Genomic DNA, 18531 nt, shown 5'->3' on the forward strand with positions numbered 1-18531 from the left:
CTTTGCCGAGCGCGTCCACATGCATGGGGTGGGCTTCGGGGCGAACGAGATCGGGCCGGCTGCCTTGCGTCTGCTGGCAGAGATGTTCCTGCGGGAGATGGACTGCGATGAACTCATCGTTGAAGGAGCGGTTCGCACGACTGGGGCCAATCCAGGCCATCGACCGCGTCCCCTCCGGTTCACCCGGCGCCTTCGTTCTGCAGCCTCATCCGGATCTGACGACGGTTAAGACGGTCTCGGCGGCGCTCTCGCTGTGTCGGCGCGGCGCGTCGATGTTGCAGGCCAAGCGCGCGCTGGAGGCGATGCTGCAGGACGGCCGAGCCGTCATTCCTCTCTCCAGGATCGAAGATCCAGCCAGTCTCGCCCAGGAATTGGCCGGCAGCGGCGTAATCGCGGCACTCGACCCCCAGCCTCCGGTAGATGTGCGAAGCTTGCGGAGCCGGCTCGGCCTGTCTCTCGACGATTTCGTTCTCCGCTACGGCCTCGATCGCGACGCCGTCGCTGATTGGGAGGCCGGCCGAGCGACGCCCGACACCGCGGCCCGCAGCTATCTGCGGGTGATCCAGAAGCTGCCCGAGGAAGCACGTCGGGCTCTGGCCGAGGCGGGCTGACCGCGAGACGCCGTTGTTTACGCCCCTGAGCCCGTACGGGAGAGCCGCGCGGCGAAGAACTCGGCCAGGGCCTCGACCTTCGCCGGCCGCGCCTCTGCACTCGGCGTGACGAAGGAGAGCGCGCCGCCCGGCAGGTGCCAGCCCGGCAGCAACGCCTCCAGGCGCCCGTCGGCGAGATACTCGGCGGCGATGAAGTCCGGGAGTTCGGCCACGCCGAGCCCGTCGAGCAGCACCGGCAGCAGGGCGTCGGCATTCGTCACCCGCAGGGGACCGGCGGGGACGACGCTCGCCTGCTCGCCCTCCGGCCCGGTGAAGTGCCAGATGCCGCGCCGGGCGCGGTAGGCGTAGCCGAGGCAGTGATCCGGCCTCAAGCTCTTCGGATGCTCCGGCCGGCCGTGGCGCGCCAGATAGGCGGGCGCCGCCACGACGAGGGCCGAGACGGGCCGGATCCGCCGCGCCACGAGGCTCGAATCCGGCAGGGCCGCGATCCGCAAGCCCGCATCGAACCCCTCGCCGACGAGGTCGACCGTCGCGTCCGAGAGATGCAGGTCGACGACGAGCTCCGGGTAGAGGCGCAGCAGCTCCGGCAGCAGGGGCGCGACCCAGCGCAGGCCGAACGACATCGGCACCGCGAGCCGCACCGTGCCGCGCGGCCGGCGCGACAGGTCGCGCGCCGCATCCTCCGCCTCTTGCGCCTCGCGGAAGGACCGGGCGGCGCCCGCGACCACCTGCTCGCCCAAAGCGGTCAGCGCCAGCCGGCGCGAGCTGCGGTTGACGAGCCGCCCGCCCAGGCGCGCCTCCAGCCGGCCCACCGCCCGGGACACGGTGGCGACCGACACGCCCGCTTCCCGGGCGGCGCCCGCGAAGGAGCGCTCCTCCGCGACCTTGGCGAAGAGGGCGAGACCCTCGAAATCCGGCAGCTTCGACATCGACAGATCTGCAACGATGGTTTGCGCGTGTTGCCGTATCGCAAGCGCTAACGTCGGTCCATGGTCCCGCCCACGCACCCGAACGGGAGACACGGACCATGACAGGCAAGCTCACCGACAAGGTCGCCGTGGTGACCGGCGGCACCAGCGGCATCGGTCTGGCGACCGCCCGGCTCTTCGCGCAGGAGGGCGCCCGGGTCTTCGTCGCCGGCCGGCGCCGGGCGGAGCTCGACGCGGCCGTGGCGGCGATCGGCCCCGCGGCCACCGGCGTGCAGGCCGACACCTCGAAGCTCGCCGACCTCGACCGGCTCGTTGCGCAGGTGCGGGCGGAGGCCGGCCGCATCGACGTGCTGTTCGCCAATGCCGGCGGCGGCTCGATGCTGCCGCTCGGCGAGATCACGGAGGCGCAGTTCGACGACACGTTCGGCCGCAACGTGAAGGGCGTGCTGTTCACGGTGCAGACGGCGCTGCCGCTGCTCGCGCCCGGCGCCTCGGTGATCCTCACCGGCTCGACGGCGGGCACGGAGGGGACGCCGGCCTTCAGCGTCTACGCCGCCTCGAAGGCGGCGGTGCGGGCGCTCGCCCGCAACTGGATCCTCGACCTGAAGGGCCGCGGCATCCGGGTGAACACGCTGAGCCCCGGCGCGACCCGCACGCCCGGCCTCGTCGACCTCGCCGGGCCGGACGCGGCCCGGCAGCAGGGCCTGCTGGATCACCTCGCCGCGCAGATCCCCATGGGCCGGGTCGGCGAGCCGGACGAAATCGCCCGGGCGGCGTTGTTCCTGGCCTCGGACGATGCGAGCTTCGTCAACGGGATCGAGCTGTTCGTGGATGGCGGGCAGGCGCAGGTGTGATCGCCCGCGGCACGGACAGGGGCGGGGCTGTCCAGTTCGCCGGGCGGCCTTGAGACGTCACTTATGCCGTCGCCGCATCGAGGGTGCGCGCCACCCAGGTCTCCAAGCTGATCCCGGCACGCTGCGCCGCACTGGCCGCCGCCTTGTGAGTTTTGGGATCGACGCGCACCACGAGATGCCCGGAGAACGGCTCCTCCGGTTCTTCCCCCCGGGCGCGGCAGAATTCGATGTAGTCGTCGACGCTCTCGGCGAGCGCTTGTTTCAATTCGTCGACGGATCTTCCCTGAAAGGTGATTACGTCGCGCAGATTGACGACTTCGCCATGAAAGAGCCCAGCCCCGTCGTCGTACTCGACGATCGCTTGATAGGGGCCATGGTGCATGATGGTCATGGTTCGATACCCGCTTCGAGCAGGAAGCGCCGAACCGATTTCACGGCACCGCGATCCGTTTCCTTCTGCGGATGGGGCCGATGAAACACGGCGCGGACGCCCGACAGGACGACTCGCACCCGCGATCCCCGACCTTCCTGCACCTCCCCGCCGCAGGCGACGAAGAGGGCCTCGATATCGACCCAATCGATGTTGGCCCGAACCGGGTCGGCGAACACGGTTTGCAGCGTCGTGCGATGCTTCCCGCTGAGGTTCATATCGTACCCGGCCTTCCGTTTACCAACAAGGATCCGCTCGCAAACAGCCACAGGCGCTCAGGCCGAATGCGGCAGGCACCCGGGCCTCGGTTGCACCGAGCGCCGGTCCACGAAGAGGGTGCGCCGCTTCGAAGCGCCGGGGTCCGACAGCTTCCGCGTCAGGGAGATGATGGCGACCTTCCAGTCATGGATGCCCGGCAATGGGGCATCCATGACGCCGACGAGCACGGTCACGCCTCGGCACCGGAACTCATCGACCGCCGCGAGCACCCGGCCATAGAATTCTCGTCGATGGACCGGCTCTCCGCTGCCGATAATCTCTGAGACCATCACCATGGAAGCGAGATCCAGCCACTCGATCAGTCCTTCAACCTGTCCATCGTAGTCCGACCCGAGCTCGGGGCGGTGGATCAGATAGGCTGGCGTGGCGGCGATCATGCGGACCTGCCGATGGGTTTGGAACTTGCGCACTGCGACCGGCTCCAAGTGGCCCCACTCCTCGACGAGCTCTTTGGCCGCTTGCTCTCGAGAGATCGGCACTCGGGATTTCGTGAAGGCGCCGGGCTCATAGCCGAGCGCCCGCGCGATCCTGTCGAGGCACTCAGCGCCGACCTGCTCAGCGCGCTCCGCTCGCTCGACCGTCGAGAGCGATACTTGCGCGAAGTCGGCCAGAGTCTCCTTCTTCCATTGCCGAAGCCCTCGACCCATCCGGATCATCATCGCCACAAGTTCAAGGGGCGGCACTGCGGCAACATTCGGTGCTCGCGGCGGCATCGCCGCCAACCGCTTGATGATCTCATCGGTCTTCATGACATCCTCCGTCCGACGTCGGGAAGATGGCCTGGGTGATCCGCTCAAAAGAGTCCGAAAAACCCTTCAGGGCGATCGTGCACGAGGCAGAGCAGTGGCTCCGGACACGACGGTCCTCAACGGCCGCCGGGCCGCCATCGGATGATAGCGGCCCGGGACTGGTTCAGGTTGTCCAATGCGGGGCTTCGGGATTGCCGAGCGGAGCACTGGATCGGCGATCCTCAGCTATGCGCCAAGATCGCCAGCAGCAGCAGCGCGATGATGTTGGTGATCTTGATCGCCGGGTTCACCGCCGGGCCGGCGGTGTCCTTGTAGGGGTCGCCGACGGTGTCGCCGGTCACCGCGGCCTTGTGGGCGTCGGAGCCCTTGCCGCCGTGGTGGCCGTCCTCGATGTACTTCTTGGCGTTGTCCCAGGCGCCGCCGCCCGACGTCATCGAGACCGCGACGTAGAGGCCGGTGAGGATCACGCCCAGCAGCATCGCGCCCACCGCCGCGAAGGCCTGGCCCTTGCCGGCGATGGCCTGGATCACGAAGAACAGCACCACCGGCGACAGCACCGGCAGCAGCGAGGGTACCACCATCTCCTTGATCGCCGCCCGGGTCAGCATGTCGACGGCGCGGCCGTAATCGGGCCGCTCTGTCCCCTGCATGATGCCGGGCTTCTCGCGGAACTGGCGGCGGACCTCCTCGACCACCGCGCCGGCGGCGCGGCCCACCGCCGTCATGGCGATGCCGCCGAACAGGTACGGGATCAGGCCGCCGAGCAAGAGGCCGACGACGACGTAGGGGTTCTGCAGCGAGAAATCGACCGTGACCCCCTGGAAGAACCGGTACTGCGTCGGCGAGGCGTTCTTGATGAAGTAGTTCAGGTCCGAGGTGTAGGCGGCGAAGAGCACCAGGGCGCCGAGACCCGCCGAGCCGATGGCGTAGCCCTTGGTGACCGCCTTGGTGGTGTTGCCGACGGCGTCGAGCGCGTCGGTGGACTTGCGCACTTCCTTCGGCAGGCCCGCCATCTCGGCGATGCCGCCGGCATTGTCGGTGACCGGCCCGAAGGCGTCGAGGGCGACGACGACGCCGGCGAGCGCCAGCATGGCGGTGACCGCGATGGCGATGCCGAACAGCCCGGCGAGGGAGTAGGTGACGATGATGCCGGCGACGATGACGATCGCCGGGAGCGCGGTCGATTCGAGCGAGATCGCCAGGCCCTGGATCACGTTGGTGCCGTGGCCGGTGACCGAGGAATGGGCGATCGACTTGACCGGCCGGTAGGAGGTGCCGGTGTAGTACTCGGTGATGACGACGATCAGCGCCGTGATGACGAGGCCGGCCACCGCGCACAGGAACAGGCTGAGCGAGGTGAAGCTGTCGCCGCCGGTGGTGGTGAAGCGGGTCGAGAAGCCGCCGAACATGACGAGGTTGAGGCCCGCGATCGCCACGATCGAGAGCGCGCCGGCGCCGATCAGCCCCTTGTAGAGCGCCCCCATGATCGACTGGTTGGAGCCGAGCCGCACGAAGAACGTGCCGATGATCGAGGTGACGATGCAGGCCGCCCCGATCGCCATCGGGTAGAGCAGCATCGTCTCGAGCACGTTGCGCCCGCCGACGTCGACTTGGCCCGCAAAGAAGATCGCCGCCAGCACCATCGTGGCGACGAGGGTGACCGCGTAGGTCTCGAACAGGTCGGCCGCCATGCCGGCGCAGTCGCCGACATTGTCGCCGACATTGTCCGCGATGGTGGCGGGGTTGCGCGGATCGTCCTCGGGGATGCCGGCCTCGACCTTGCCGACGAGGTCGCCGCCGACATCGGCGCCCTTGGTGAAGATGCCGCCGCCGAGGCGGGCGAAGATCGAGATCAGGGAGGCGCCGAAGCCGAGGGCCACGAGGGCGTCGATCACCTCGCGGCTCGACGGGTTCAGGCCGGCGAAGCGGGTGAGGTAGGTGTAGTAGAGCGCCACGCCCAGCAGCGCCAGGCCGGCCACCAGCATGCCGGTGACGGCGCCGGACTTGAACGCCACCGAGAGGCCGGCGCCGAGCGACTGCGCCGCGGCCTGGGCGGTGCGCACGTTGGCCCGGACCGAGACGTTCATGCCGATGAAGCCGGCGACGCCCGACAGGACCGCGCCGATCAGGAAGCCGATCGCGACCTTGAGGCCGAGGAGCCAGGCGAGGAGCCCGAACAGCACCACGCCGACGACCCCGATCGTCGCGTATTGGCGGCGCAGGTAAGCCTGGGCGCCCTCGGCGATCGCGCCGGCGATCTCCTGCATGCGCTGCGTGCCGGCATCGCGCCGCATGACGTCGTTGATGGTGACGATGCCGTAGGCAATGGCGCAGAGGCCGCCCACGATGATGAGCAGGAGTGCGGTCATTCTACCGTCCTTGATTGTCGGGCATTCCCGCGACGTCGGACGGCCGAGATGGCGAGCGGCCGTGTCCGCGCGAAGCGGGGCTCCCTCCCTGTTGAGCGGGCCCGCGCACCGGCGCGGATCCGCACCCCCAGTCGTGCCAAACTTCCCACCCGAGCGCAAACGCTCCCAAGCTTCATCCGCGTGAGACTTTCGGCGCCGGCCTTTGCGTCTTCGGATCGTGTCCGGAGCACTGCGCGATCACAGGCAGTCCAGGACACGACGGTGGGCGAAAGGCTGGGCGTGCGAGCCGGGATTCGTCGCGAGGCTCGCCCGTCGCAGGTTGCCGGGGAGGGGAGGGATCCGGCGCGAGGCGCCGCGCGACGTCTCTTGGCGCCGCTCAGGCCACCCGCCGCGAGGCCGGGATGCCGGTGCGGCCATGCGCGGCCTCGAACAGCGCGTTGAGCTCGCCGCCGGCGGCGCGGGCGATGCGGGTCGAGGCGGCCCCCTCGCTCTTGTCCGCCACGAGCGTCCGGAGCGCGTCCGCGGTGCGCTTCTCGACGGCGTAGAACAGGCTCTCGGCCGCCTTGGCATTGGCGCTCAGGAGTACCGCGGCGAGGTCGCGATAGGCTTCCCGGAGGAGATGATGCGCCAGGCGCTCGGCCGCCTGCTCCTCCGTCCGCGCGTCTCCGCCCATGGCTCGGGTACCTCCTGTCGGGAATGCCCGAGGGTGCGTCCGCGGGATTGCGCGAGGCTTGCATGACGTTGCGGCAGGCTGCGCCCGGCATCGTGCAAGTCGAAACGATGTGTTTCGATCGTTTCCGTTTTCAAGCGGCCGGCCCGGCCGCAGGATGCAGACCTGCGGACGCGCCGGCATCGCTACGGCGCCCTGGTTCGAGGAGGATGACGATGAGCTGGCACAGTGCCGACGACCCGGTCCCGGGCGACCGTTTCAGCTGCGACGCAATCCAGACCCTGATCGTGCCGCGCTCGCGCGACCTCGGCTCGTTCGCGGTGCGCCGCGCGCTGCCCTCGACCCAGTGCCGGATGGTCGGGCCCTTCATCTTCTTCGACCAGATGGGCCCGTCGGAATTTCTGCTCGGCCAGGGCATGGACGTTCGGCCCCATCCGCATATCGGGCTGTCCACCGTCACCTACCTGTTCGACGGCGAGATCATGCACCGCGACAGCCTCGGCACCGAATTGCCGATCCGTCCGGGCGAGCTGAACTGGATGACGGCGGGGCGCGGCATCACCCATTCGGAGCGCACCGGCAGCGCCCTGCGGCAGACCGGCTCGCGGCTGTTCGGCCTCCAGAGCTGGGTCGCCCTGTCGGCGCGGGACGAGGAGACCGCCCCGGCCTTCGAGCATTACGACGCCGCCGCGCTGCCGATCGTCTCAGGTGAGGGCAAGACCATCCGGCTGATCGCCGGCGAGGCCTATGGCGCGCGCTCGGCCGTGCGGACCTCGACCCCGATGGTCTACGCCGACGTGACGCTCCAGGCTGGCGCCGTCCTGCCCCTCGATCCCGATTACGACGAGCGGGCGATCTACACGGTGTCGGGCGCGATCGAGATCGCCGGCGACGGCTTCGGTCCCGGCCAGCTCCTGGTCTTCCGCCCCGGCGACCGGATCAGCGTGCGGGCGACGGAGGATTCGCGCTTCATGGTGCTGGGCGGCGAGCCGATGGACGGGCCGCGGCACCTGTGGTGGAACTTCGTCTCCTCTCGGCCCGAGCGGATCGCCCAGGCCAAGGAGGATTGGCGCCAGGGCCGGTTCGACACGGTGCCGAACGACGCCGAGTTCATCCCCCTGCCCGAGGACCCGCCGCCGGTACGCTATCCGTGAGAGCGCGGCGTCGGGGGCCGGAATCGCCGGACCCCGATGCCCGGAAACCAGGCGGAGACCGCTCGCCGAGCCGTCCCGCGCCATCCGACTCGACATGACGATGCCGTGCCATAGGCGTCGAGTCCTAGACGATGAGCGATCGGAGCGGGGCGGCCACCGCGCGGCGGCGAAGATCAATGCCTGGCCGCACCAGCACATCGTTGGCGACGGCGCCAAATCATCGCGCGCCAACTATCCGCGATCTGACGCGACGCCCCAGAAATCGAGAGAGGTGGGGCCTGCAAGGCATAACGAATTTACTCAAATCGATGCGCGACTGAACGCAGAGCGGCGGCCGGTGGAAGTTCAGGTGACAATGGTCGGTTAGCGAAATCATAACGTGTCGCATGGATACTGGGACGATGATCGATGCCGCGGGGCAGGAGCCCGGCGAGGAGCCCAGCCGATGGCCGAGCCACCCATCCCGAGGTGCGCGGGATCTGCGCGCCCGACCCGCCACCGGTTCCGGCGGCGGGGACGGGTGGCGGCGTGCCTGACGGCCCTGGCCGCGGCGGTGGTCCTGGTCCTGGGCCTGCCCGGGGCCCGGGCCGGCGAGCCGGTGCGCCTGACGGTGGTCGGCGGGCTCGCCGGCGTGAGCCAGTACCGGCAGCTCGAACAGCCGTTCTGGCAGACCGAGATCGGCGAGCGCACGGGCGGCCGCCTCACGGTGAGCATCCGCCCGTTCAACGAGAGCGGCCTGCGCGGCGAGGACATGCTCCAGCTGATGCGGCTCGGCGTCGTGCCGTTCGGCACGGCGCTCCTCGCCGTGGCGGCCGGCGACGAGCCCGAGCTCAACGCCGTCGACCTGCCGGCGCTCAACCCCGACATGACGGCCCTGCGGCAGAATGTCGGGCATTACCGCGAGCACCTGCGCGAGGTGCTGCGCGAGCGCTACGGCATCGAGCTCCTCGGCATCTACGCCTATCCGGCGCAGGTCCTGTTCTGCACCCGCAAGTTCGAGGGTCTCGCCGACCTGGCGGGCCGGCGCATCCGGACCTCGTCGGTGGGCCAGTCCGAGCTGATGGCCGCCCTCGGCGCGATGCCGGTCATCATCCCGTTCGCCGAGACGGTGGCGGCGCTCCGCGACGGCGTCGCCGATTGCGCGATCACCGGGACGCTGAGCGGCTACGAGATCGGCCTCTCCGGCGTCGCGACCCACGTCCACGCCATGGCGATCAGCTGGGGCATGTCGTTCTTCGGCGCCAACATCGCGGCGTGGCGGGCGCTCCCGGCGGACCTGCGCGACGAGGTGCGCCGGGGCGTGGCCGACCTGGAGCAGCGCATCTGGAAGCAGGCGGAGGACGACACCGCCCGCGGCCTGGCCTGCGCCACCCAGACGGCCTGCCCGGGGGCACCCCGCAAGGCGATGACGCTCGTGCCGCTCTCCCCGCGCGACGCCGAGCGCCGCCAGCGCCTCCTCACCGAAACGGTGCTGCCGCGCTGGATCGAGCGCTGCGGCGAGGCCTGCGTCGGGATCTGGAACGAGACGCTGAAGCCCGCGCTCGGGGTCACGGCGAAGGCGGAGTAGGGCTGTGGTTCGGACGGCGGTTGGCGACTGATGATGTGGCGCAGAATCAAGCTGGCGATCGCCGCCGGAACGACCCTCATCCTGCTGCTGCTGGCGGCCGGCACGGCGCTGCTGCTGCACAATGCCGACCGGACCGCCCGGCAGGCGGCGCGGGCCGGCCTCGAGCGCTCGGCCCAGGCGGTCGAGGCGGCGTTCAACCGTCAGGTGCTGCAGGTCGACGGGGCGCTCGCCAGCCTGCCCGCCCTGTTCGCCGGCTCGGGGTCCGGCGCCGCGATCACGCCGGCCGCCGCGACCCAGCTCCTGCGCGGCCTGAACTTCCAGACCCTGGCCTTCCGCGACCTCTACCTCGTGCGGGCCGACGGGACGGTCTGGGCGGCGACCCGGCAGCGGGGGGCCGGCCGGCCGCTCCCGTTCGGCATGGCCGAGTTCAACCAGACCCGGACGACCGGTTCGAGCGCGATCTTCGGGCCGGTGCGCAACCCGGTCACCGGCGACTGGTCGCTCTATGTCGGGCGCCTCACCCAGCTGCCGCAGGCCGGGGAGATCCTCGCCGTCGCGGAGGTGCCGCTGCCGGTCCTCACAAGGGGGCTCGCCGAGACCGGTCTCCAGCCGGGCGTCCGCGTCGCGCTGCAGCGCCGGGGCGGCCAGCTGATCGCCAGCCTGCCGCACGACGAGGTGAATATGGGCCGGGTGCAGGCCCTGAGCCTCGACGGCCAGCGGGCCGACGGGCGCACCTTCGACCTGCCCGGGACCGGCGAAGCCGGCCCGTCCTTCGCGGTCGTCCGGCCGACCCTGTACGGCACCATCTTCGTCGGGCTCACCGTCCCGCAGGACGTTGCCCTGGCGGACGGGCGCCGCGACCGCCTGCGGCTGCTCGCGACGACGGGCGCCGGGGCGGTCCTGATCACCGCCTTCGCGGTGGCGCTCCTCGTTGCCCTGCGCGGGCGCGAGCGCCTCGACGCCGAGCGCACCCGCGCCAACATGGTCCTGACGAACGCGATCGAGGCGATGTCGGACGGCTTCGTCATGTGGGACGAGAACGACCGCCTCGTGACCTGGAACCAGCGCTACTGCGACCTCTACGCCGCGAGCGCGCCCTTCATCGTCAAGGGCGCGCGCTTCGAGGACGTCATCCGCCAGGGCGCCGAGGTCGGGCAGTACCCGCAGGCGGAGGGGCGCATCGACGAGTTCGTGCGCGAGACGGTCGCCTGGCATCGCGCCTGCAGCGGCACGGTCGAGCGCCAGCTGCCCGGCGGGCAGTGGCTGCTGATCACCGAGCGCCGCACGGCCGACGGCTGCACCGTCGGCATCCGCACCGACATCACGGCGATGCGCGAGACCCTCGCGGACCTCGCCGCCGCCAACCAGCGCGCCAACGAGGCCGCCGAGGAGGCGATGCGGCAGAACGCGATCCTGAGCGAGCGCGAGAGCCGGATCCGCTTCCTCGCCCATCACGATCCCCTGACCCGGCTGCCGAACCGGGTCCTGTTCCGCAGCGAGCTCGAGGCGGCCCTGCGGCCGGCCCCGGGGCAGGACGGCGTCGCGGTCCTGTACCTCGACCTCGACCGCTTCAAGGACGTCAACGACACGCTGGGGCACCCGGCCGGCGACGAGCTGCTGCGCCTGGTGGCGGAGCGCCTGCGGGCCTGCACCGGCCACAGCCGGATCGTGGCCCGGCTCGGCGGCGACGAGTTCGCGCTGATCTGCGCCTCGCCCGACCTGCCGGCCGAGGCGGAGGCGCTGAGCCGGCACCTCATCGCGGAGATGCGCCGGCCCTTCGACGTGTTCGGCCACGCGGTCGTCACCGGCGCGAGCGTCGGCATCGCGGTCGCGGCCGCGGGCGACCTCGACGGCGACACGCTGCTCAAGCACGCCGATCTCGCGCTCTACCAGGCGAAGGCCGCCGGCCGCGGCACCGCCTGCCTCTTCGCGGAGGATATGGGGGCGCGGCTGCGCGAGCGTCTCGAGATCGAGGCCGACCTGCGGGTCGCGCTCGCGAACCACCAGCTCGAACTGGCCTACCAGCCGATCTACGACATCGCGGCGGATGCCCTGTGCGGCTACGAGGCGCTGCTGCGCTGGCACCATCCGGAGCGCGGGGCGGTGAGCCCGGCCGTGTTCGTGCCGATCGCCGAGGAGACCGGGCTGATCGTCGAGATCGGCGCCTGGGTCCTGCGCCGGGCCTGCGCCGATTTCGCCGTGCTGCCCCGGGGCCTGAGAATCGCCGTCAACCTCTCGCCGCTGCAGCTCGCCAGCGCCACCATCGTCGCCGACGTCACCGGCATCCTCGCCGAGACCGGCCTCGACCCGAACCGCCTGGAACTGGAGATCACCGAGACGGCCCTGTTCACCAAGGGATACGAGAACAGGAAATCGCTCGAGGGGCTGCGGGCCCTCGGGGTGCGGATCGTGCTCGACGATTTCGGCACCGGCTACTCGTCGCTGAGCCACCTGCACCATTTCCCGCTCGACAAGATCAAGATCGACCGCTCCTTCGTCCAGGACATGCCCGAGCGGGCCGACAGCGCGGCGATCGTCAAGGCGCTGGCCGGCCTCGCGACCGAGCTCGGCATGTGCACCACGGCGGAGGGCGTCGAGACCGCCCGCCAGCTCGCCCTCGTGCGCGAGGCCGGCTGCACGCAGGTCCAGGGCTACCTGCTCGGGCGGCCCCAGCCGATCCTGCGGGTGCTGGAGGCGGTGGCGGCGGCGTTCGACAAGCCTGGAGGCTCGGTCCGCGGTCAGGCGGGTGTCCGGGCTGCGGGCTGAAACCCCGCTGTTCCGGGGCTCGTTCGATGGTAGACCACGGAGTTGCCACCCTGCATGTCATTCCGGGGCCGCGCAGCGGAGCCCGGAGTGCCGCAGGCACGCCCAGACGCTCAGGCGGGATAGAATAGAGCGGCACGCATCCCGCCTTTTTCTTCATCCATCCGCGGTTCTGGATTCCGGGCTCCGCTGCGCGGCCCCGGAATGACGCAGAGGATGAAATGTCCGGAGAGACCGATCAAACGGTCTCTCACGCACCGCTCGCCTGGGGCAGGGCGCGCGGGCCGGCGGCCCGGCGCGGCTCGGCCGCGAGGGCGAGGAGGCCCGCGAGGGCGAGCGCGCCGGCGGCGAGGAAGCTCGGCAGCACGAAGCTGCCCGTGAGATCGGCCAGCGCCCCGGCGATCGTCGGCGCGATGATCGAGCCGAGGCCGAACGAGGCGGTCATCACCGCGACGACCTGGCGCCGGCGGGCCCCGGCCAGGGACCGGGCGGCCATGATCCCGAGCGCCGTGATCGGCACGAAGGTCCCGCCGAGGAGCGCCGCCGCCACGACCGCGCCGCCGACGCCGGTCGCCACGACGCTGCCGACGACGCCGACGGCCTCGGCGGCCAGCGCCAGGCCCAGCGTCGGCACGACGCCGATCCGGCGGCTCAGCCAGGTCCACGACGCCACCGAGGGAACCGCCGAGACGCCGACGACGAGCCAGATGACCGATTCGAAGGGCCGCAGGTCGGGCATGCCCCGGACGATCGTCACCAGGAAGGTCGCGGTGGTGACGTAGCCGAGGCCGAAGAGGAAGTAGGAGGCGAGGAGCGCGACGAGCGGCCGGTCGAGGGTAAAGCCGCCCCGCTCCGCGGCCGGGGCGGCGGCGCTGGTCTCCGGCGGCACGAGCGCGCCGACCACCGGCGTGGCGAGGAGCGCGGTCAGCCCGACCGCCAGCCAGGCGCCGCGCCAGTCGGCGCCGAGCGCCCCGGCCGCGTTCACGAGGAGCGCCGAGAGGACGATGCCGGCCCCGATCCCGGCGAAATGCAGCGAGGACAGCCCGGACCGCCCCATCGCGGCGAGCCGGTCGAGGATCACCGTCGAGGCGAAGACGAGCACGAAGGCGCTCGCCACGCCGCCGACGAACCGGAGCGCCAGGAAGGTCGGAACGTCGCCCGCGGCCGCCATCAGGATCGTGCTCACGGCGCTCGCGGCGAGCGATGCGACGAACCAGCGCCGCGGCGAGCCGCGCAAGGCCGGCAGCGCCGCCCCGAGCGCGCCGACGAGGTAGCCGAGCAGGTTCGCCGAGGCCAGGAGGCCCCCTTGCGCCTTGGTCAGCGCGAGGTCGGCGGCCATCGCCGGCAGGATCGGCGTGTAGGAGAAGCGGCCGATCCCCATCGCGACCGCGAGGGCGATGAGCCCGCCCACGGCGAGGCGGAGGGGGTGGATCGTCTGAGCCGGCATGCGGGAGCCTCGTCTCGAAGGAGAACCGCGTTGCTGCGGATCCGATCGTCGCGACCGGGCCCCGGTGCCGGGGCGCGGCATCGCGACCGGGCCCCGATACCGGGGCGCGGCATGGCGACCGGGGCCCGGTATCGGGGCCCGGTCGCCGCGATCACGCCCGGAACAGGTCGTTCACGCAGGCCTTGGCGCGGGTCTTGGCGTCGACGCGCTTGACGATCACGGCGCAGTGCAGGAGCGGACCCGGCGAGCCGTCGGCCAGCGGCTGGCCCGGCAGCGAGCCCGGCACCACCACGGAGTAGGGCGGCACCGCGCCGCGGAATACCTCGCCGGTCGCCCGGTCGATGATCTTGGTCGAAGCGGACAGGATGGTGCCGGCGCCGATGACCGAGCCCTCGCCGACGATCATCCCCTCGACGACGCTGCACTGCGCGCCGACGAAGCAATCGTCCTCGATGACGACCGGGCGCACCTGGCGCGGCTCGATCACCCCGCCGAGGACGACGCCGGCCGAGATGTGGACGTTGCGGCCGACCTGGGCGCAGGAGCCGACGGTGGCCCACGAGTCGATCATCGTGCCCTCGTCGACGCGCGCGCCCCAGCTGACGAAGCTCGGCAGCAGCACGACCTTGCGGGCGACGTGCGCGCTGTAGCGCACGAAGCAGCCCGGCAGGGCCCGGAAGGCGGCGGCCCGGAACTGCGCCTCGCCCCAGCCGGCGAATTTCGAGTGCTCCTTGTCCCACCAGCACGCCGCCCCGGGGCCGCCCTCGACCAGCGAGTAGTCGCCGATATGGGAGGCGACCATCAGGGCGTTGATCAGCCACTCGTTGACGCGCCAGGTGCCGTCGACCTTCTCGGCGACGCGCAGGGTGCCGTCGTCGAGCCGGGCCATCGCCTCGGTCACCGCCGCGCGGACCGGCCCTTCCATGCCGATATACAACTGCTCGGGATGCGCCCATGCATCGTTGATGATCTGCGCGAGATCGACGGCGTCCTGGTTGTTGACGAGATGCATGGTCATGGCGGCGGCCCCTGGATCGTTACTAAATTCCTAACATCGGTGTTCGCATTCGTCATGACAGCGACGGGGGCGGAGGCGGCAAATTCTGCCGATTTCGATCCGTTCTTTAAAGGTTGGTTAACGATGCGGGCGGGGAGGGGCGTCGGGGTCCCGCGAGGTCGGACCGTCCGGAGACATGTCAATGCAAGGTCTGCCGGCCGTGCGGCCGTGCTTCTCGGCTCGGGATGCGGCGCGGCGACCGGCACGGAGCGCGAGGCGGAAGCTGGGGTCTGGTCCCGGATCGATCGCTGCCGCCATGGGCACGAAACGGGACATCGCGAGCCGGAGTCTCGGCTGCCAAGGGACTAACGGCAGGACTGTCCGGGGATAGGAACAGGCGCGCGCCTCTCCGTCTCCTCGGCCAGCCCTGCGGCTGCCCGACCGGTATTCTTGCCAGTTGGACGTCAGGGCTTCGGCCTCGCGCCGCGTGCCCGGCGCCCTTACGCCGCCGGCCGGCGCAGGGCCGTCAGCGCCTCGGCCCAGCGATGCAGCTCGTTCAGCAGGGCCGTCGCGGAGGTCTGGTGCACCTCGAGCTGCGAGAACGCCCCGTCCTTCACGTGCTGGGCGACCATCTGGACCGCGACCGCCTCGACGATCGGGACCATCTTGAGCGTCGTCAGGGTCTGCTTGGCGAGCTGGACGGCGCGCAGGCCGCCCGAGACGCCGCCATAGCTGACGAAGGCGGCCGGCTTGTAGTTCCACTCCTTGTAGACGTAGTTCAGGGCGTTCAGCAGCGACGGCGGCGGGCCGTAATTGTATTCCGGCATGACGAAGACGAACGCGTCCGCCGCCGCGACGCTCGCGCTCCAGCGCCGGGTGTGATCGTGCGCGTATTGCTGGAGCACGGGGTGCTTCGGCTCGTCGTAGATCGGCAGGGCGAACTCGGCCAGATCGACGAGGCGGGCGTCGAACCGGCCGTTCTGCCGCGCGACCTCGTCGAACCACCGGGCGACGGGCAGGCCGACCCGGCCCGGGCGCGTGCTGCAGACGACGGTATGGAGAACCAGGGACATCGTTGCGGTTCCTCGGGAGCGTGTGCGATCGGCGCCGCCGGCGCCAGGCATCCTAGTCCTGCGCCAGCGCGCCTAGTCCTGCGCCAGCGCGACTTGGCGCATCCGGAACGCCGTGATCTCGACCCGGGCCCAGATCCCCGCCGCCTTGAACGGGTCGGCGGCGTGGAAGGCATCCACCGCGGCCCGGTCGGGCGCCTCGACGATGAACAGGCTGCCGATCATGGTCTCGCCGTCCTCGGCGAGGAGCGGACCCGACACCACGATCCGCACCGGGAGCGGCCCGCCGAGATAGGCCTTGTGCGCCTCGTAATGGGCGAGCCGCCGGTCGAGCGCGCCGTCATGGTCGAGGGCGTGGAGGGCGTAGTGGGGCATCCTGTGTCTCCCGGTCACGCGGGCTCGCCGAGGCCGGCGCGGCGCTCGGCGGCGAGGAGGGCGGCGAAGAAGTCGAGGTCGCGCAGGTCGGTGCCGGTCTGCTCGGCGTAGAGGTCGCGCACCAGCGCCGCCACCGGCATCGCGACGCCGGACGCCTCGCCGGCCGCCACCGCGAGGCTCATGTCCTTGAGCATCTGGGCGATCGAGAAGGCGGGGGCGAAGTCGCGCCGCCGCAGGGGATCGAGCTTGTAGGCGACGAGCGGCGAGGCGGCGACGGAGGAGCCGAGCACCGCCAGGACCGTCTCCCAGGCGACCCCGCCCTTGCGGGCGAGGGTCAGCGCCTCGGCGGCGATCTGCGCCGTCGAGCCGACGAAGTGGTTGATCGCGAGCTTGAGGTAGCGCGCCTCCTCGCCCGCGCCGACCGCCAGGATGGTGCGGGCGAAGGTCGAGAGCAGCGGGCTGACCCGCTCCAGGGCCGCCTCCGGCCCGGAGCAGAACAGGGTCAGGGCGGCGGCCTCCGCGGTCGCGGTCGAGCCCGAGACGGGCGCCGCGAGGGTGAGGACGCCCCGCGCCTCGGCCGCCTCCCGCAAAGCCGCGCTCGTCTCCGGCGACACGGTGCTGGTCTCGACGAGCACGGCGTCCCGCGCCATCCGGGACAGGAGCCCCTCGGTGCCGAGGGTGACGGCGCGAAGGCTCGCGTCGTCGGGCAGGCTCGTGATCACGACGCCGCAGGCCGCGATCCGGTCGAGGGGGGCGGCCTCCGCCCCCGGCACGGCGGCGAGCCGGCCGGGATCGCGGTCGAGGGCGAGGAGGGGCTGCCCCGCCGCCACGAGGTGGCGCGCCAAGTGACGTGCCATGGGCGCGCCGAGTTTGCCGAGGCCGATCCAGCCGGTCTGCATCTGCTGCTCTCCCGTTCAGGCCGTCAGGGCCTTGCCCTTGGTCTCGGGCAGGAGGAACGCCGCGACCGCCATGGTGGCGTAGGCGGCGGCCGCGAACAGCCCGATCGCTTGGCCGAGCGGCATCGAGGTCGACATCACTCCGACCAGCGTCGGGAACACCGCCCCGATCGCCCGGCCGAAATTGTAGGCGAAGCCCTGGCCGACGCCGCGCACCCGGGTCGGGAACTGCTCGGTGAAGAACGCCCCCATGGCGCTGAACACGCCGGACGCGAAGAAGCCGAGGGGGAAGCCGAGCACCAGCATCGCGGCGTCGCCGAAGGGCACCATCGTGTAGGTCGTCACCACCACGCCCGCCCCGATCGCGAAGACCAGGAAGGTGGCGCGCCGGCCGATCCGGTCGGCGAGGTAGGCGCCCGCGAGGTAGCCGAAGAACGAGCCGACGATCAGCACCGCGAGGTAGCCGCCGGAATTCATCACCGAGAGGCCGCGCTCGGTGCGCAGGAAGGTCGGCAGCCAGGTCGTCACCGCGAAGTAGCCGCCCTGCGCCCCCGTGCTCATCAGCGCGCCGAGGAAGGTGATGCGCAGGAGCGGCGGCTGGAAGATCTCGAAGAAGGAGGGCTTGTCGCCGGTCTCGGCGATCCGCGCCTGCGACTCCCGGTAGACGTCCGGCTCCTCGATGTAGCGGCGCAGGAAGAACACCAGGATCGCGGGCGCGATGCCGACGAAGAACAGGGCGCGCCACGCCGTCTCGGGCGGCAGGAGCGAGAAGAACAGGGTGTAGAGGAGCGCTGCCGCGCCCCAGCCGATGGCCCAGCCCGACTGCATGGTGCCGAGGGCCTTGCCGCGATGCTCCGGCCGGATGGTCTCGCCGAGCAGGACCGCGCCCGCCGCCCACTCGCCGCCGAAGCCGAGGCCCATCAGCGCGCGGGCGACGAAGAGCTGCTCGAAGCTCTGCGCGAGGCCCGACAGGAAGGTGAAGCCGGCAAACCACAGGATCGCGATCTGCAGCGTGCGCACCCGCCCCCAGCGGTCGGCGAGGAAGCCCGCGAGCCAGCCGCCGATGGCCGAGGTGAGCAGCGCCGCGGTGCCGAGCGCCCCGGCCTCGGCCCGGGTCACGCCCCAGGTCGCGATCAGCGTCGGGATCACGAAGCTGTAGAGCTGGACGTCCATCGCGTCGAGCGCCCAGCCGCCGACGCAGGCGCCGAGCGTCCGCTTCTCCTTCGGCCCGAGCTCCGAGATCCAGCTTCCCCGGCCCTCGGCCGGGACGGCGCCGACGGCGCCGGTCGTTGCCTCGCTCATGGTGGTGTCCTCCCTGGTGGATGGTGGCGACGGCCCCGTTCGCCGGGGTCTTCGTCCGGGTCTCGGCCC

17 protein-coding genes are annotated in these 18531 nt (G+C 71.2%); 5 read left to right on the top strand and 12 right to left on the bottom strand.

The genetic code is table 11. The features are described from left to right. Positions 1–107 precede the first annotated feature (107 nt). Positions 108–611, top strand: a complete 504-nt coding sequence (locus BM430_RS07275) for a helix-turn-helix domain-containing protein (RefSeq protein WP_093566576.1) — start codon at positions 108–110, stop codon at positions 609–611. Between the two features lie 17 nt (positions 612–628). On the opposite strand, the gene BM430_RS07280 is transcribed toward BM430_RS07275, so the two are convergent. After that, entirely contained in the window at positions 629–1540 is a 912-nt protein-coding gene (locus tag BM430_RS07280; RefSeq protein ID WP_093566577.1) for a LysR family transcriptional regulator, read from the bottom strand. A gap of 98 nt (positions 1541–1638) precedes the next feature. Between BM430_RS07280 and BM430_RS07285 the strand changes: the two genes are divergently transcribed. Then, positions 1639–2394, top strand: coding sequence for an SDR family NAD(P)-dependent oxidoreductase (locus BM430_RS07285; RefSeq protein WP_093566578.1), 756 nt, complete (start codon positions 1639–1641; stop codon positions 2392–2394). Positions 2395–2455: 61 nt separating this feature from the next. Here the strand turns inward: BM430_RS07285 and BM430_RS07290 are convergent, their stop codons facing one another. The 5 genes from BM430_RS07290 to BM430_RS07310 all read right to left on the bottom strand — a co-directional run bounded on the left by BM430_RS07290 (position 2456) and on the right by BM430_RS07310 (position 6894). After that, positions 2456–2785 carry a type II toxin-antitoxin system HicB family antitoxin gene (locus BM430_RS07290; protein WP_177302965.1) on the bottom strand — a complete coding sequence of 110 codons (330 nt, stop codon included), beginning with the start codon at positions 2783–2785 and terminating at the stop codon, positions 2456–2458. Next, a complete protein-coding gene (locus BM430_RS07295) occupies positions 2782–3042 on the bottom strand; it encodes a type II toxin-antitoxin system HicA family toxin (protein ID WP_093566579.1) in 261 nt (86 codons plus the stop codon). Before BM430_RS07295 ends, BM430_RS07290 begins: the two co-directional genes overlap by 4 nt. A gap of 57 nt (positions 3043–3099) precedes the next feature. Then, on the bottom strand, positions 3100–3852 hold the full coding sequence (locus BM430_RS07300; RefSeq protein ID WP_093566580.1) for a hypothetical protein: 753 nt from the start codon (positions 3850–3852) through the stop codon (positions 3100–3102). Between the two features lie 221 nt (positions 3853–4073). Then, the gene (locus BM430_RS07305) at positions 4074–6221 is read right to left on the bottom strand and encodes a sodium-translocating pyrophosphatase (RefSeq protein WP_093566581.1); all 2148 of its coding nucleotides are present in this window, start codon (positions 6219–6221) and stop codon (positions 4074–4076) included. A gap of 376 nt (positions 6222–6597) precedes the next feature. Continuing rightward, positions 6598–6894 carry a hypothetical protein gene (locus BM430_RS07310; RefSeq protein ID WP_093566582.1) on the bottom strand — a complete coding sequence of 99 codons (297 nt, stop codon included), beginning with the start codon at positions 6892–6894 and terminating at the stop codon, positions 6598–6600. A 212-nt stretch (positions 6895–7106) separates the two neighbouring features. On the opposite strand from BM430_RS07310, the gene BM430_RS07315 reads away from it, so the two are divergent. The 3 genes from BM430_RS07315 (at position 7107) to BM430_RS07325 (ending at position 12378) form a co-directional block, all read left to right on the top strand. Beyond that, complete coding sequence (locus tag BM430_RS07315; protein ID WP_093566583.1) at positions 7107–8045, top strand: pirin family protein; 939 nt, start codon at positions 7107–7109, stop codon at positions 8043–8045. Positions 8046–8490: 445 nt separating this feature from the next. Then, positions 8491–9612, top strand: a complete 1122-nt coding sequence (locus BM430_RS07320) for a TRAP transporter substrate-binding protein (RefSeq protein ID WP_093566584.1) — start codon at positions 8491–8493, stop codon at positions 9610–9612. Positions 9613–9642: 30 nt separating this feature from the next. Next, positions 9643–12378: a bifunctional diguanylate cyclase/phosphodiesterase gene (locus BM430_RS07325; protein ID WP_093566585.1), complete on the top strand. Its 2736-nt coding sequence runs from the start codon at positions 9643–9645 to the stop codon at positions 12376–12378. Positions 12379–12625: 247 nt separating this feature from the next. Here the strand turns inward: BM430_RS07325 and BM430_RS07330 are convergent, their stop codons facing one another. The 6 genes from BM430_RS07330 to BM430_RS07355 all read right to left on the bottom strand — a co-directional run bounded on the left by BM430_RS07330 (position 12626) and on the right by BM430_RS07355 (position 18462). Then, on the bottom strand, positions 12626–13822 hold the full coding sequence (locus BM430_RS07330) for a YbfB/YjiJ family MFS transporter (RefSeq protein WP_093566586.1): 1197 nt from the start codon (positions 13820–13822) through the stop codon (positions 12626–12628). Positions 13823–13973: 151 nt separating this feature from the next. Further along, positions 13974–14840 (bottom strand): 2,3,4,5-tetrahydropyridine-2,6-dicarboxylate N-succinyltransferase, encoded by an 867-nt coding sequence (locus tag BM430_RS07335; RefSeq protein WP_244539363.1) that lies wholly within the window; start codon positions 14838–14840, stop codon positions 13974–13976. A gap of 479 nt (positions 14841–15319) precedes the next feature. After that, positions 15320–15892, bottom strand: a complete 573-nt coding sequence (locus BM430_RS07340; RefSeq protein WP_093566587.1) for an NADPH-dependent FMN reductase — start codon at positions 15890–15892, stop codon at positions 15320–15322. Between the two features lie 72 nt (positions 15893–15964). Further along, positions 15965–16264, bottom strand: coding sequence for a YciI family protein (locus tag BM430_RS07345; RefSeq protein WP_093566588.1), 300 nt, complete (start codon positions 16262–16264; stop codon positions 15965–15967). 14 nt (positions 16265–16278) lie between these two features. Continuing rightward, positions 16279–17163, bottom strand: a complete 885-nt coding sequence (locus tag BM430_RS07350; RefSeq protein WP_093566589.1) for an NAD(P)-dependent oxidoreductase — start codon at positions 17161–17163, stop codon at positions 16279–16281. Positions 17164–17178: 15 nt separating this feature from the next. Beyond that, positions 17179–18462, bottom strand: coding sequence for an MFS transporter (locus BM430_RS07355; protein WP_093566590.1), 1284 nt, complete (start codon positions 18460–18462; stop codon positions 17179–17181). Between the last annotated feature and the right edge of the window lie 69 nt (positions 18463–18531).

It is taken from the genome of Methylobacterium sp. 174MFSha1.1 (assembly GCF_900116815.1).
GTDB lineage: Bacteria > Pseudomonadota > Alphaproteobacteria > Rhizobiales > Beijerinckiaceae > Methylobacterium.